Here is a 14799-nt window from a genome sequence, read left to right as displayed (position 1 = left end):
CATCGCGCTCGGTGTTGTTGGGGAAGCCAAAGTGCGGCTCGACCCAGTCGGCCCAGTCGTGGTTGGCGTTGCCATTGCCATCGGTGGCGGCGAGGACGAGAATCTCCGCGCCGGTAATGTCAACATCAATCGCCTGCGCTCCAGAGCGCATCAGACCACTGTCAAAGAGCACTTTTCCGGTGCGCCTCGGGACACTCACCGCGCCCTTGTTGATCCGCAGCGTCTCCACCGGCGTCGGCCAGCTCTCGGTCAGGGTTGAGATCGCATCGGTGAGCTGCTCGGCGGAGAGACGCTTGACGGCCGGGCCGGTGAAGACATAGCCGGTCGGCTTCTCTTTCGCCAGTCCCTGCGACGGCAACTGATACGCGCGGCTCGTGGCGATCTGGGCCAGCGTGTGCTTGAGATCGTAGCCGTGCGCCACAAAATCACGAGCGAGCCAGTCGAGAAGCGCCGGGTTCCAGGGCTTGTTGTCCAGCTCATCGTTGGGCTCGATCAGACCGCGCCCCATCAGCTTGGTCCAGAGCCGGTTGACAATTGTGCGGGCAAAGCGGCCATTGGCAGGCGAGGTCAGCGCCGCCGCCACTTGGGTTCGCCGCACAGCCAGCGGCGCGCTACCGTCCACCACGCCCAGCTCGGGCCAGAGGAACTTCGCGCTCGCCATCGTGCCGGTCGGCTTGTCGCAGCGCACCAGCTCCAGCGGGGTGTCGGAGAACGCGGCGGCCAGCCCGTAGGCATCGCGCAGCTTCCAGTTGCTGGTGAAGCTATCGTGGCACGAGGCGCACTTCAGGTTCACCCCCAGAAACACCTGCCCGATATTCTGCGCCGCCTGGAGCGGCGGTCGCTGACTCGCATTGACCACGCCGCGCCAGACAATTCCCTTGATAAACCCCTCAGACTCGGGGCTTGTCGGGGCAACCAGCTCGCGCACAAACTGATCGTAGGGCTTGTTTGTCTCCAGCGCGGTGTACAGCCAGTTCGTGATCTGGCTCCGGCCCCCGTCGATGTAGCCTGTCCCGATATAGTCGTTGCGAAGCGCATCGTTCCAAAACGTCAGCCAGTGCTCGGTGTAGTTCTTCGTATCGGCCAGCAGGCTCGTCACCAGTTGCTCACGCTTGTCGGGGCGCGTGTCCAGCACAAACGCCGTGGTCTGCCTGGGCGACGGTAGCAGTCCCACTAAATCCAGATAGGCCCGCCGCACAAACACCCGGTCACTCACCAAGACACCGGGCGTACGTATCGCAAGCAGTCGGTCAATCGGGTTGCCCTCGCCTGCGGGCACAGCGACTTCTCGCAGAGCCATCGGTGGTGTCCAGGCCGCGTTCTCGTTCTCCGCAGTGCCATCAAATGGCAGGCCCGCATCAATCCAGCGCCGGAGGGTCTCCACCTCACTGGCCTTGAGGCGCGTCCCCTGCGGCGGCATCACGCCTTTGGTCACCAGCTCGATTAGATAGCTCTGCGCTCCCTTGCCGGGGCGGGCAACCGGATGGGTCTTGCCACCGGTGAGAATCGCCTCCCGGCTATCGAGCGAGAAGTCGCCTTGCTTTGCCCCATTGCTGTGGCACGACGAGCAGTTCTTCTTCAGGATCGGCAGCACATCGCGCTGGTACGAGATTGCCTTCTGCGTTGTCTGCGCCTTCTGCGCCCCGAGCGCCATCACACTCAGCCCCCCCAGCGCCAGCGCCCCCACAAGCCTACGAATCATGCTTACTATGATACCTTGGATGCCATCATGGTATCCTAGCTCTCGGCTATGAGCGATTTAGAGACAGAGATTGCGCGGCGGCGCACGTTTGCCATTATCTCCCACCCCGACGCGGGAAAGACGACTCTGACGGAGAAGCTGCTTCTCTACGGGGGCGCGATTCAGCTTGCCGGGTCGGTGACGGCCAAGAAGAACCGGCGGCAGGCGACCTCGGACTGGATGGAGCTGGAGAAGCAGCGCGGCATCTCGATCACGTCCACAGTGCTTCAGTTCGAGTACGGCGGCTGCGTGCTGAACTTGCTCGACACGCCGGGCCACCAGGACTTCTCGGAGGACACCTATCGCACGCTGGTCGCGGCCGATAGCGCCGTGATGCTGATCGACAACGCCCGTGGGGTCGAGCCGCAGACCATCAAGCTCTTTGCCGTCTGTCGCCAGCGCGGGATTCCTATCTTCACGTTTATCAATAAGATGGACCGCCCCGGCCTCGATCCACTCGATCTCATGGCCAACTTGGAGGAAGTGCTGGGGATTCGCTCCGCGCCGGTCTTCTGGCCAATTGGCGACGGTGACCAGTTCCAGGGGGTGTATGACCGCCAGACCAGCCAGCTCCACCTCTATGATCGCGTGCAGCACGGCGCGAACAAAGCCCCGGTTCGCATTGTGGATCTGAGCGACCCGACTCTCGACGAGATTATCGGCAGTGGCCCGGCGCAGAAGCTCCGCGAGGACATTGAGCTACTCGATGTGGCCGGCGAGCCGCTCGACCCGGTGCGGATCGCGGCAGGGGAGATCACGCCGCTGTTCTTTGGCAGCGCCGTCACCAACTTTGGGGTCGAGCGGTTCCTGAAGCGCTTTATCGAGCTCGCGCCGGCCCCCACTTCCCGACCAAGTCAAGACGGTGAGATTGAGCCGAGCGAGCCAGAGTTCCGGGGCTTTGTTTTTAAGATCCAGGCCAACATGGACCCGAATCATCGCGACCGCGTGGCGTTTTTGCGCGTGGTCTCGGGGCGCTTTGAGCGCGATATGGTGGCCCTCAATCCCCGCTCCAAGAAGTCCGTGCGCCTGACGCGCCCCCAGAAGCTCTTTGCGTCGGATCGGGAGACGGTGGACGTGGCCTATCCCGGCGATATCATCGGCCTCACCAACCCGGGCGTCTTCCAGCTGGGCGACACGGTCTGCACAGGAACACCGGTGCAGTTTCGTGGCTTCCCGCGCTTTGCCCCGGAGCACTTTGGTGTGCTACGAAACCGCAAGTCCGAGAAGTACAAGCAGTTCCAAAAAGGCATCGAGCAGCTCAGTGAAGAAGGGGTCGTGCAGCTTTTCCACGAGATCAACGCGGGGCGCACCGAGCCGATCTTGGGCGTGGTCGGGCAGCTCCAGTTCGAGGTGATTCAGTTCCGCCTGCTCTCGGAGTACGGCGTGGACACGGGCCTCGACCGCTTGCCCTACAACCACGCCCGCTGGATCCAAGGCCCGGAAGAGGCGATTCGAGACGTTTACTGGGGTATGGGCACGCGCCGCGTCGAGGATAGCTTTGGCAACTTTGTCTGTCTGTTTGAGAGCCCGTGGGGCATGAACCATATTATCGAGAACAATCCCAAGCTCAGATTTCTCTCCACCGCACTCGACCTCTCCGAGTCCCAGGAAACGGTGGCTTGAAAACGGCTCTTGTCACCGGCGCGGGCAGTGGCGTGGGCCAAGCCGCCGCCGTGGCACTGGCCCGAGAAGGTTTCTCTTTAGCATTGGTCGGGCGGCGGCGGGAGAAGCTGGAAGAGACCGCAGCGCTGACGGCCGGAAAGATCTGTGTTGGGGATGCCAGCGACCCGGCGGCAATGGAGCAAGTGCTCGCAGAGCTTGGCCCGGTCTCGGTGCTGGTCAACAACGCGGGGGTTCACAATGGCTTCGACAAGATCACCGAGAGCGACCCGGAGCGCTGGCGGCAGACCCTGCTCACCAATATCTACGCGCCCTATCTTCTCGCCCGCCTCTGTGCGCCGGGGATGAAAGCGCTAGGCTGGGGGCGGATCATCAATGTCAGCTCCGCCGCCGGTTTCGCCCCGCCTGAGGGCTCCGGCGCGGACTACATTCTCTCCAAGTACACCCTCAACTTCTTCACCCGCCAGCTCGCCGCCGAGCTGGTCGGCAGCGAGCTCTCGTGCTGCGCGATCCATCCCGGCGAGGTCAAGACCGAGATGTGGGAAGACATTAAAGAGTTTGGTGGCATGCCCGGCTGGGCGGACTTAGTGGAGCGCACGGGCGGCGACCCGCCCGAGAAAGCCGCCGACTTAGTTTGCAAAATTGTCGCCGCACCGGCAAGCGAGACCAACGGGAAGTTTCTCTGGATCGAGGGCGGCATCCAAGCCCCCCGGTTTACGTGGTAAGTTCCCCTCCTCCCAGGATTGGGAGGAGGGGCTAGGGGAGGAGGGTCAGTAGCTCCGCGCAAACAGCACTTGCTGGGTGGCGGGCTGGCCGGTGAGCACACAGACGCCCTCGCCGCCGGGTTGGTCTGCCTCCAGCGGGATGCAGCGGATCGTGGCTTTTAGCTCTAGCTGGATCTTGTCTTCGTCCTCGCGCGAGCCTGCCCACCAAGCGCGGGCAAACCCGGTCTCGACAGCAGCCGCTAGCTCGGCGTAGCTGGCGACATCCGTCACATGGGCGTCGCGGAAGGCCTTGGCGCGGTCGTAGAGCGCAGTCTGGATCTCTTCGAGAAGCGCAGGAAGAGCCTCGGGGAGCTCGGCCCAGCTGACGAAGCGCTTGCCCTCTTTGCCCGGACGGTCCCGGCGGCCCAGCACCACGGTCTGGTTGGCGACATCACGCGGCCCGATCTCGATCCGCACGGGGATGCCCTTGACCTCCCACTCATTGAACTTAAAGCCGGGCGTCACGTTGTCCCGCGCGTCGATCTTGACACGGGCTTTATCGCCAATCGCGGCCTTGAGCTGCTCGGCGGCGGCCAGCGTCGCGGCTTTTTCGTCGTCGGTCTTGTAGATCGGGACGATCACCGCCTGGGTTGGAGCGAGGCGCGGCGGCAGCACCAGGCCGTCGTCGTCGGAGTGCGCCATGATGAGTGCACCGATCAGACGGGTCGAGACGCCCCAAGACGTGGTCCAGGCATACTCGATCTCGTTCTGGTTCTGGCCCTGGAACTTAATTTCGAAAGCTTTCGCAAAGTTCTGCCCGAGATTGTGGCTCGTGCCCGCTTGGAGCGCCTTGCCGTCCTGCATCATCGCCTCGATGGCGTAGGTGCGCAGGGCCCCCGCGAACTTCTCTTTCTCGGTTTTCTGCCCCTTGAAGACCGGGATCGCCATGACGTTCTCCAGAAAGTCCGAGTAGACCTCATGAAGAATTTTTAGCGTCTCTTCCTCGGCCTCATCGTGGGTGGTGTGGGCGGTGTGGCCCTCCTGCCAGAGAAACTCTGCGGTGCGCAGAAACGGGCGCGTGCGCAGCTCCCAGCGCACCACGTTGGCCCACTGGTTGATCAGCAGCGGCAGGTCGCGCCACGACTGCACCCAGCGCGAGAAGCTATCTCCGATAATCGCCTCGGAGGTCGGGCGGACGACCAGCGGCTCGTCTAGTGGCGCTGCCGGAACCAGCCCGCCCTTGCCGTCGCTCTCGAGCCTGTGGTGCGTCACCACGGCCACCTCCGGCGCGAAGCCCTCGACGTGCTGCGCTTCTTTGGTCAGAAAGCTCACGGGAATAAACAGCGGGAAGTAGGCATTGACATGGCCCGTGTCTTTAATGCGCTTGTCGAGCCCCTGCTGGATCATCTCCCAGATCGCGTAGCCCGTGGGCTTGATGACCATACAGCCACGCACCGGGGAGTAGTCAGAAAGATCTGCCTCTTTGACGATATCGAGATACCACTGCGAGTAGTCTTTTTCGCGCGTGGTGATAGTTTGTTTTGCCATAATTCTTTGTCGTGATGAAAGTGTGAGGCGCTAAAGTGCCCGCCCGATTGTATCGGATCACACACAAAAAATCCTCGACCACCCACCAACTCATCCGCTTGCCATCAGGTATAGTGCAAAGAAAAGCAGGAATGGTTTGCTTGTAAGGAAACAACGATGACTCTTGACATGCTGGATCAGAAGATCAAGGTAGTGCTCCCCACTCCGGAAGAAGAACTCTGGCTACAGATTCCCTGGCGCACCAATATCATGGCGGCTCGGCTTGAAGCGCAGCGCACGGGCAAGCCTCTGTATCTCTGGATCATGAACGGCAATCCTCTGGGCTGTGTTTGAAACAACGGGAAATTGGACCGTGCGTCCAAGTTTAGCGATCCCCGCGTGATCAAATCCCTTCAGCAGGAATTTATTCCCGTTACCGGCGATACCCACGAAATCCAGAATGGAAAGTCTCCGGCTCGCAACTGGTTCATGGCGATGGCCCAGACCGTCAACCCCCGAATCTTAAGCGGGCAGACGGCGCAAGGACACTATGTTGCCGGGGCGGATGGAGCGGCATACGGCTTCAACAATAACCGCGATGTGGAGCGTCTGCTACAGCTATTAAAAACTGGGCAGGAGAAGTTCGCCCAAAATCCGCCCGCTCGGGTGACCGTTGCCGCCAGTGAGCTTGGCAGCGATTTCACACGCCTTGCGCCTGCGGGATCGTCCATCTTGCGTCTCTTTGTCCGAATTCATCCCCTGCCTGCAGGCTGCCACGAGCTCAATAAGGGGGCGGCGCGTGACCATCTCTGGGTCTTGCCCGACGAGGTGCGTGCGATGGCGGAGGCACCCGCAACCGGGGAGTTTGCTCTGCCTCCCACTCTGATCGCAAGGCTTGCTCGCTACCACCTGACGGACTTTGTCCGAGGGGAGCCTAACTTCTGGCAGGTAGGTGAGGTAAAGCGAGCCCGGTTTGTAGGGACGATCCTCCAGAAAACCGCGGAGACGGTTGAGATTCGCTTCACCGGTGACTATGCCATGCAGACAGGAAACGCTCAGCGCGGACTCGACGGAAAAATGGAGGGCATTTTCACTCTTGACCGGGCCAGCGCAAAGATTCGTAAGCTCCGCGCTTTTGCCGAGGGCCGTGCTTGGGGGGCAGGGACGTACACCCCCAGCCCGCCTCCGGGAAAGTTCCCCTTGCTGTTTGCCCTCCAAGAGACCAACGACGCCTTCTCGAAAATCGTCCCTCCCCAAGGCGCACTGGATGGCCCGGACTACTTGCGAGGCGTCCTATGATCTGAAAGCAGAGGCTGTAAAAATTACGGGGGCACGCCGATACTTTAGGTGTGCTTCAAACCCTCTCCGACCGTAAGATCGCGTGGCTGCTCTTTGCCCTCGCCGCCGTCGTTTATGCCGCGACCATGTGCCGGACGATCTACACGGGCGATGACGGCGACTTTGAGACGGCGATGTACACGCTGGGGATCTGCCATCCCACGGGCTACCCGCTCTTCACGCTTCTGGGACGGGCGTTTCTCTTTGGACTCGTGCCCCTGATCGAAGAGCCCGCCGCCCGCGTCAATCTGATGACTGCGCTCTTTGGAGCCGGAGCTGTGGCGATGTTCTATCGCTTTGTTGCGAGCATCGTGACCTCACGCGCTGTCTCAGTAAGCGTAGCGCTTTTGCTTGCTTTTGCCCCGACTCTCTGGCAGCAGTCGCTCTCGTGCGAGGTCTATACCCTCACGGCGCTGTTTCTCTGCACGATTCTCTGGCTCAGTGTACGCTTAGAGCGGGGCGAACCTGTCTTGAAGTCACTGGTGCTGGTCTATGGTCTCTCCCTGACCAACAACCTGACGATGGCGCTTTTTCTGCCGGGCTTTCTGTTATTAGCGCTTTACAAAGTCAGCTTCAAGAAGCTCTTGCCTCTCGTGCCACTTTTTCTGCTTCCCTTGCTTCTCTATGCCTATATTCCTCTCGCCGCGCACTTCAGTGACTCGCCGCTCAAGTGGGGTGATCCGCAGACTTGGCCCCGGTTTTTCCAGCATGTTAATGGCTCACAGTATCGTCCGCTAATGTTTACCCAGCCCCTAGGAACCTGGCACCTGCGGCTCTGGAGCTATGCCTCGGGCGCACTCTGGAAAGAGTTTGGGGGTGTCTTTCTGGCTTTTATGCTGCCGGGGATGATCGCGCTCGGGAAACGCAAACGAGCTATCTTGGCGCTGACGGGCTGGGTGTTTATCGTGGACATTATCTACGCGACAAACTACGCGATCGCGGATATCTATGTCTACTACATTCCGTCGTATCTTTGTGTCGCCGCTTGGATTGCCGTGGGCATGGGCCAGGTGGGAACGTGGCTGAGTGGCAAGTGTCCCCCGGTGGTGCGCCCTCTGGCGATCCTGGCACTTCTAACTCCCCTCGTACAGATGACCACTCACTTGGCGACAACAGAGAAGAGCAGCAACTTTATCGAAGCGGATTTTGCAGCGAATATCTTGACCAGCTCGCCCAAAAATGCGGTGGTTCTGGCGACCAATAACACCGTTTTTACCCTCTGGTATCTTAAGTTTGTCAAACACCAGCGCCCCGATGTCGCGGTGCTGAATGTGGACTTGTTGGAAGGGACGCTCAGCAATGACACCGACTGGTACTTTGTTCATCTCCAGCGTCAATGGCCTAGCCTACCCTCTCTTCATGGCCTGTCCCGTGAGGCGACAGCGGATGGCACGTACCTTCAGCTCCTGGTTCGCATGGCCCTTGCAGAGAACCGTCCGGTGCTCCTTGTCTCCGATGATAGGCAAGATGATCGCCCGGCAGAGGTCGGATTCCCCACGCTGAATCAGAGGCTCCAGCCTTTTGTACGCGTCCCGTGGGGCATTACCCAGCGCCTCTACGAACCGGGGAATGTCCCTGAGAGCACGGCGCTTCTGGCGCAAAACGCGGCTCTCTGGCCACAGCTCAAGACCCGTGGAGTCTACCGTAACCATGGAAATGAAGACGAAAGTGATCCCCTCCAGCTCCACGTGATGGTGCGTTACTTCAGTGCCCATAAAGCGCTTGCCCAGCTTGCCGAGAAACAAGGGCAAGAGGAGCTGGCCCGCGAGCACTACACCGGGGCCAGCTTCATCTTCCGTGACTCAGAAGTCGAGGCAGGGCTTAAGCGCCTTACTTTGCCTTGATGTCGTAGCACCAGAGGCAGCCCAGATCGCGGATATAGAGTTTCCCATTGGCGACAATCGGGTGTGCCCACGCCTTGCTCTGGCCACGATCCGGCTGAGCAGGTGGCGCGAAACGGCCCTTCTCTTTGTAGCCTGCAGGGGTGGCTTCAACCAGCGCGACCTCGCCGTTCTCCCCGTGCAGGAAGAGAAGGCCATCGGCAGAGCAGATCGCCGATGACCCGATGCTGCGCTCCTCCCAGAGCACTTTTCCTGTGGCGAACTCGGTACAGAGCAGCACCGGCCCCGACGTGCCGTAGAGATAGTCGCCCAGGCGCACTGCCCCCCCGAGGCCGTTGGGAGCCTTGCGCTCGATATAGGCTGGGTCTGCCCTGAAGCTCCCCGCCGCCGCGCTGATCTTCGCCGCGCCACTGGCCGACGCTGCGCCGGTGTAGATGAAGTTGGTCGAGGCAATCGGCGTGAGGGCATGCATCCCAAAGCGCGTGTCGAGGGTCTTGTCGAAGCGCCAGAGCAGCTTGCCTGTCGCGGCCTCCACCCCGACCACACCTTTACTCAGGTACTGGACATACTGACGCACGCCCCCAAGCTCCACCGCAATCGCAGATGCGTAGCTGGCGGCTTTCTCGCCTGGGATCGCGGACTTCCAGAGGGTTGCGCCCGTTTTCTTATCTAAGGCCACCATCGCGGCGCTCTCACTGCCAGGCGAGACAATCACCTTGTTGCCGTCTACGAGGGGCGACTCGGAGTAGGCCCAGACACCTGCCGTCCCTCCAAAGTCCGCTCGCAGGCTCTTCTTCCAGACAAGCTTTCCTGTTGCCGTCTCGACGCACGCCAGGTCACCATCGGAGCCGAGTGCGTAGAGCAGCTTGCCATCCACGGTGGGCGTGGAGCGTGAGCCGGGGTAGCTGGGCTGCTGCTTGGGGTTGCCCACCGCGCCAAGCCGCGTAGACCAGAGCTGCTTGCCATTGGTGGCGCTGTAGGCCCGGACAAACTCATTCTCTAGCCCCTCGTTGCTCAGAACATAGAGCCGGTTTTCCACCACTACGGGCGTGGAGTACCCTGAACCAATCTCTTTCACCTGCCAGATCAGCTTCGGCCCACTGGCAGGCCACGCCTTAAGCAGCCCCTTCTCCAGCGAGACACCATCGCGCTTCGGCCCACGCCACTGCGTCCAGTCGTCGGCCCGTGCCATCGTCCCCACTGCCGTCAGTGCCAGCGCCACCAGCGCAAGATTTTGAATTTTCATGAGTGCTTCTTTCTTCCGCTCTGGGAAAAATCTAGGATTGCCCTACTATACCCGAGTGCGCTACGATGAGGTTCCCTAGACGAAGGCTGTTGTAGACGCCGGTTTCCAACCGGCGGCACAGCGATTCGTAAAAAAGGAGCGAATGACGAGGGAAACTATTCGACGAAACTAGGGAGACATGCTATCATTTGAGATGATGCATCGTAAGTTCAGGTTGAATCTTTACACCGGGGGCGCCTTGGCGTCCACCCTCTCGCTTTCTGTCATGCTTTTATGGACGGGGAGGTCTGGGGCGGCGACTGTGGGGCCGACAGCGCGGGAGCTGGAGAAGCAGTTTGCAAGCACGGTTCGCCCGTTTATGCAAGCCTACTGCACAGGCTGTCACGGGAAAGATAAACCGCAGGCCCAGCTCAACCTTGCCGGCTACACCACCATGGCATCCGTGGTCAAAGACCTGCCGCACTGGACTCTGGTGATGGAGCGACTGCATGCCAAAGACATGCCTCCCGCCGACTTCTCCAAGCGTCCCACAGACAAGCAACGCGCGGCAGTCATGGCCTGGATTGCCGCCGTACGGCAGCTAGAGATTTCGCGCACGGCAGGCGACCCTGGCCCGGTACTTGCCCGGCGCCTCAGCAATGCCGAGTACGACTACACGGTTCGTGATCTCACGGGCGTGGATCTTCGCCCGACGAAAGAGTTCCCGGTAGACCCCGCCAACCAGGAAGGCTTTGACAACTCCGGCGAGTCGCTGACGTTTTCTCCCGCACTCCTGAAGAAGTACATCGCGGCGGCAAAGAAAATCTCCGACCACATGGCGCTCACCTCCACAGGGCTTGCCTTTGCTGCGCATCCTGTTGTGGTGGAGACAGACCGCAATAAGTTCTGCACCAAGCGCATTGTCGCCTTCTACAAGAGCCAGCCCACCGAGCTTGCCGATTATTTCTACGCCGCCTGGAAGCTCAAGAGCTCTGGTAAGCCTCTGGCGACCGTCGCTGTGGAGGAGAAAGTCAGTGCGAAGTACTTAGAGACGATCTGGAAGCTGCTCAACGCCCCGGAGTACAAAGTCGGGCCTGTGGCGACCCTCCAGAAAAAGTTCAGCGCTCTTCCGAGTGACCCCGAGGCGGCTAAAGCCGGCAGTCGCGAGCTACGCGAGTGGGTTGTTGGCCTGCGTCGTAAGATCGCCTGGCGCTTTGGAAACCTTAAGGTTCCTGCCGAGTTCCGGGCAGGCAGCTTCACCAATATCCTCTGGAAAGACCGGCTCTACGCGGCCCACCGCCGCAAGTTCAACGACAAGCTTCTGCAAGTGGATGGCGTTCCTGCAAGCCGCCCCGCCCCTGTGAAAGGCGGCTCTCTGGGCCAGGTAAAAGACCCGCCGAAGATGATCACCGATCCGGTAGATGCGGATCTCTTTATCCCCTCAGGCGAGGCGGAGCGAGCTCCGTATCAAGCGAGCTTCGAGCAGTTCAGCAGTATCTTCCCGGATGCGTTCTTTATTGATGAGCGTGGCCTAATGGAGTCTGACAATATCTTCCAGCGCACCGATCGCCTGCTGACCGGGGGAACCCACAACGCAACCAGCTACTTCCGCGACGATGTGCCGCTGATGGAGCTGGTTTTAGACGCGAAGGGCCAGAGAGAGCTCGATGCCCTCTGGCGCGACTTTGCGATCATGGCTGCCTACAATGAGGAGACCTACCTCCAGGGAATGTTCTACGAGGGGCTTGAGGCGCAGACAATCCTCGCTGAGCGCGACCCGGAGTTCAACTTTGCCAAGTACACCGACCGGGCTAGTGCGAGCGAGGAGTTCATCAAGCGCTACGCGGATCTTTATCTTGCCAAGGCCAAGCGCAAGGGAGCGGAACCAGAGACACTGGCGGCCTATGAGGACTACTTCAAGCGCGCGTCTGCGGATATCCGCCAGGAAGAGCGCGACCGGGCCGCCGCGGAGCCGGTGCATGTCAAGGCGCTGCTCGACTTCGCCCGCCGTGCCTACCGTCGCCCCCTCACCGAGGCCGAGCGCACGAGCCTACTAGGCTTCTACAAAACTCTCCGACAGAAAGAGGGCATTCCCCACGAGAGCGCCATTCGGGACTGCGTTGCCAGCATTCTGATGTCGCCTAGCTTCCTGTTCCGGCTCGATGGCGATGCGCCCGCTGTACCGGCAAAGCCCGCTACCGGGAAGATTCTCTCGTCGAACGTGCAAGCCCCGCCGAGCAAGGCGAAGACTCAGCCGCTCTCAGATCTCGCACTGGCGAGCCGCCTGAGCTACTTTATCTGGGCCAGCCTGCCCGATGACGAGCTGATGGCGCTTGCGGTAAAGGGCGAGCTGCACAAGCCCGAGGTGCTCGCAGCTCAGGCGCGGCGCATGCTCAAAGACCCACGCGTCCAGGCGCTGGCAGTGGAGTTTGGCGGCAACTGGCTGGACTTCCGCCGGTTTGAAGAGCACAACGCCGTGGACCGCGAGCGCTTTCCGAGCTTCAACGACACCCTGCGTCAGGCGATGTTCGAGGAGCCTGTGCACTTCATGATGGACACCTTCCAGAGCAACGGCTCCGTTCTCGACTGGCTCTACGCAAAGCATACTTTCGTCAATGCGCCCCTTGCCAAGCACTACGGCATGGACGATATAAAAGTGGAGAAAGATGCCTGGGTGAAAGTCCAGAGCGCGGAGAAATATGGTCGTGGTGGCCTCTTCCCGATGGCCGTTTTTATGACTAAGAACGCCTCGGGGCTACGCACCAGCCCCGTGCGGCGTGGCTACTGGGTCGTGCGGCGCTTGCTGGGCGAGCAGATTCCCCCGCCGCCCGCCGTGGTGCCCGAGCTTCCCAAGGACGAGACCCAGATGGGGGATCAAACCCTCCGTGAGGTGCTGGCGGCCCACCGCAAGAACCCGGCGTGTGCGGGCTGCCATGCTCGCTTCGACTCCTACGGCCTGGTCTTTGAGAAGTTTGGCCCGATTGGCGAGCGACGCACCAAAGATGGCGGTGGCAAGCAGGTGGATAGCCGCGCTCCGTTCCCTGGTGGAAAAGACTTTGAGGATGTCGCGGGTCTCCAAGAGTTCCTCAAGCAGCGCCGCCAGAAAGATTTTCTCGATAACTTTGGTCGCAAGCTTTTGTCTTACTCGCTAGGACGAACCCTGCTACCCTCTGATGAGCCGCTCCTCTTGGAGATGCAAAAGCGGCTGATCAATAATAACTATCGCTTTAACACGCTAGTGGAGGCCATTGTCACCAGCCCACAGTTCCGCACACGCCGCGTCTCCGTGGCGACAACAACGACGACGAAGGAAAGTTAGTCACAAGGAAAGTTAGTCACGATGTCCAACCAAGAACCGAAACTGTCTCGACGTATCCTGCTCCGGGGAGCCGGTGTGGCGATGTCCCTGCCACTCCTAGAGTCACTGCCTGTCTGGGGAGCCCCGCTACGGAGCACACAAAAAGACCCTGCCACTCCTCCGAAGCGCTTTGTGGTGCAGTTCATGGGAACGGGAATCAGCCCCAATAACTGGGGAGCCAAGGGCGAGGGCGCTCAGATGGAGCTGTCAAAGAGCCTTGCGCCGCTGGAGCCGCTCAAGACCAAGCTCAATGTGATCAGTGGGCTCTTTAACAAACCCTCGACAGGCGTCGGGATTCACCCCGGAATGACCGGCGGTATCCTCTCGGGAGCCTCTCTTAGCCGTGGTGCGGTGCTGCATGGCGGCGTTAGCATGGATCAGGTTCTGGCACAGCGCCTAGGGCAAGAGACGGCTCAGCCGAGCCTGGTTCTCTCGTGTGAGAAGCCCCTCACGGGCTACCATGAGTCGAACTTCTCGATGGCCTACAGCTCGTTTATCTCCTGGCAGGATGCGGACTCGCCCGTCCCCAGTGAGGTCTACCCGTCGCTGGCCTTCGATAGCCTCTTTGACAATAACGGCAACCAGCGTATGGAGAGTGTGCTGGACCGAGTCAGTGACGAAGCCGCGAGCCTGCGCCGCAAGATCAGCCGTGAGGATCGCTCCAAGCTGGATGAGTACTTGAACAGTGTTCGTGAAGTGGAGAAGCGCGCCCAGAAGATGCGGAGCGAGCTGGGGAAAGCCGCGGACAACGCACGGGGCAAGGGCAAGCCACTGATCGCCATGAAGCGCCCCGACGATGGTCTTCCCGAGGATCTGCGCGATCACATGCGGCTGATGTGCGATATTGTCGCGCTCGCCATTCAGACCGACAAGACCCGCATCGCCTCGATGCTCATGTGCCGCGACCTCTCGGGGCTGTTCTACCCGTTCCTCAATGTCAACGATGGCCACCATATCGCCTCGCACAGTGACAACTCCGAGGGCTACGAGCGCATCACGCGGCACTACATCACGCAGCTTGCCTATCTTGCAGGCAAGCTCGATGCCATGCCCGAGGGCCAGGGAACCGTTCTGGACAACACCTGTATCCTCTGGCTCTCGAACATGTACTCCGGCTCCGTCCACGACAACTCCCACCTGCCGATCTTGACCGTCGGTGGTATGGGTGGCACCCTCAAGACAGGCCGCGTGCTCAACTTCCGCGACAAGGGCGACGAGAACCGCAAGGTCTGCAGCCTCTATCTTTCCCTCATGGACAACATGGGAGTCAAGCTGGATCGCTTCGGTGATGCCACCACCCGCCTCGCCGGAATCTAAAATCCAAGTCCAAACTCAGAGCCACGCACCGCGGAGTGGCTCTGAGTTTTAGCTGCGTAGCTCGTCCATGCAAGCACGTGCGGCCTCTCGTACGCGCCGATTCTGATCCCACTTCATCGCCTCCCAGA

Annotated in this window: 10 protein-coding genes; 7 read left to right on the top strand and 3 right to left on the bottom strand. The window is 60.6% G+C overall.

Features of this window, described 5'->3' with window-relative positions; genetic code table 11:
- Positions 1 to 1702 (bottom strand): DUF1549 domain-containing protein (locus AC1XOS_RS03095; protein ID WP_481960751.1); only part of this gene is annotated, 1702 nt, incomplete at its 3' end.
- Between the two features lie 48 nt (positions 1703 to 1750).
- Here AC1XOS_RS03095 and AC1XOS_RS03090 point away from each other — a divergent pair.
- Together AC1XOS_RS03090 and AC1XOS_RS03085 are read left to right on the top strand one after the other, a co-directional pair.
- Positions 1751 to 3364, top strand: coding sequence for a peptide chain release factor 3 (locus AC1XOS_RS03090; RefSeq protein ID WP_481960750.1), 1614 nt, complete (start codon positions 1751 to 1753; stop codon positions 3362 to 3364).
- Entirely contained in the window at positions 3361 to 4086 is a 726-nt protein-coding gene (locus AC1XOS_RS03085; RefSeq protein WP_481960749.1) for an SDR family oxidoreductase, read from the top strand. Before AC1XOS_RS03090 ends, AC1XOS_RS03085 begins: the two co-directional genes overlap by 4 nt.
- A gap of 45 nt (positions 4087 to 4131) precedes the next feature.
- On the opposite strand, the gene proS is transcribed toward AC1XOS_RS03085, so the two are convergent.
- Positions 4132 to 5613, bottom strand: a complete 1482-nt coding sequence (gene proS, locus AC1XOS_RS03080; protein ID WP_481960748.1) for a proline--tRNA ligase — start codon at positions 5611 to 5613, stop codon at positions 4132 to 4134.
- A 156-nt stretch (positions 5614 to 5769) separates the two neighbouring features.
- Here proS and AC1XOS_RS03075 point away from each other — a divergent pair, with 156 nt between their 5' ends.
- Genes AC1XOS_RS03075 through AC1XOS_RS03065 form a run of 3 tightly spaced genes read left to right on the top strand, consistent with a single transcriptional unit; the run spans position 5770 to position 8774 of the window.
- A complete protein-coding gene (locus tag AC1XOS_RS03075; RefSeq protein ID WP_481960747.1) occupies positions 5770 to 5946 on the top strand; it encodes a hypothetical protein in 177 nt (58 codons plus the stop codon).
- A 12-nt stretch (positions 5947 to 5958) separates the two neighbouring features.
- Positions 5959 to 6891 (top strand): hypothetical protein, encoded by a 933-nt coding sequence (locus tag AC1XOS_RS03070; RefSeq protein ID WP_481960746.1) that lies wholly within the window; start codon positions 5959 to 5961, stop codon positions 6889 to 6891.
- A gap of 50 nt (positions 6892 to 6941) precedes the next feature.
- Positions 6942 to 8774 carry a glycosyltransferase family 117 protein gene (locus AC1XOS_RS03065; protein WP_481960745.1) on the top strand — a complete coding sequence of 611 codons (1833 nt, stop codon included), beginning with the start codon at positions 6942 to 6944 and terminating at the stop codon, positions 8772 to 8774.
- On the opposite strand, the gene AC1XOS_RS03060 is transcribed toward AC1XOS_RS03065, so the two are convergent.
- Positions 8761 to 10017, bottom strand: coding sequence for a PQQ-binding-like beta-propeller repeat protein (locus AC1XOS_RS03060; RefSeq protein ID WP_481960744.1), 1257 nt, complete (start codon positions 10015 to 10017; stop codon positions 8761 to 8763). The two genes, AC1XOS_RS03065 and AC1XOS_RS03060, sit on opposite strands and share 14 nt — an antisense overlap.
- Before the next feature lie 265 nt (positions 10018 to 10282).
- Here AC1XOS_RS03060 and AC1XOS_RS03055 point away from each other — a divergent pair, with 265 nt between their 5' ends.
- Together AC1XOS_RS03055 and AC1XOS_RS03050 are read left to right on the top strand one after the other, a co-directional pair.
- Complete coding sequence (locus AC1XOS_RS03055) at positions 10283 to 13315, top strand: DUF1592 domain-containing protein (protein ID WP_481960743.1); 3033 nt, start codon at positions 10283 to 10285, stop codon at positions 13313 to 13315.
- Positions 13316 to 13336: 21 nt separating this feature from the next.
- Entirely contained in the window at positions 13337 to 14671 is a 1335-nt protein-coding gene (locus AC1XOS_RS03050; RefSeq protein WP_481960742.1) for a DUF1552 domain-containing protein, read from the top strand.
- Positions 14672 to 14799 lie beyond the last annotated feature (128 nt).

The organism is Armatimonas sp. (assembly GCF_964826245.1).
This window is presented reverse-complemented; position numbering and strand designations above follow the sequence as displayed.

Coding starts and splice junctions, on each gene's coding strand:
- AC1XOS_RS03090 (WP_481960750.1), top strand. CDS start 1,751: ATGAGCGATTTAGAGACAGAGATTGCGCGGCGGCGCACGTTTGCCATT.
- proS (WP_481960748.1), bottom strand. CDS start 5,613: ATGGCAAAACAAACTATCACCACGCGCGAAAAAGACTACTCGCAGTGG.
- AC1XOS_RS03075 (WP_481960747.1), top strand. CDS start 5,770: ATGACTCTTGACATGCTGGATCAGAAGATCAAGGTAGTGCTCCCCACT.
- AC1XOS_RS03060 (WP_481960744.1), bottom strand. CDS start 10,017: ATGAAAATTCAAAATCTTGCGCTGGTGGCGCTGGCACTGACGGCAGTG.
- AC1XOS_RS03055 (WP_481960743.1), top strand. CDS start 10,283: ATGCTTTTATGGACGGGGAGGTCTGGGGCGGCGACTGTGGGGCCGACA.
- AC1XOS_RS03050 (WP_481960742.1), top strand. CDS start 13,337: ATGTCCAACCAAGAACCGAAACTGTCTCGACGTATCCTGCTCCGGGGA.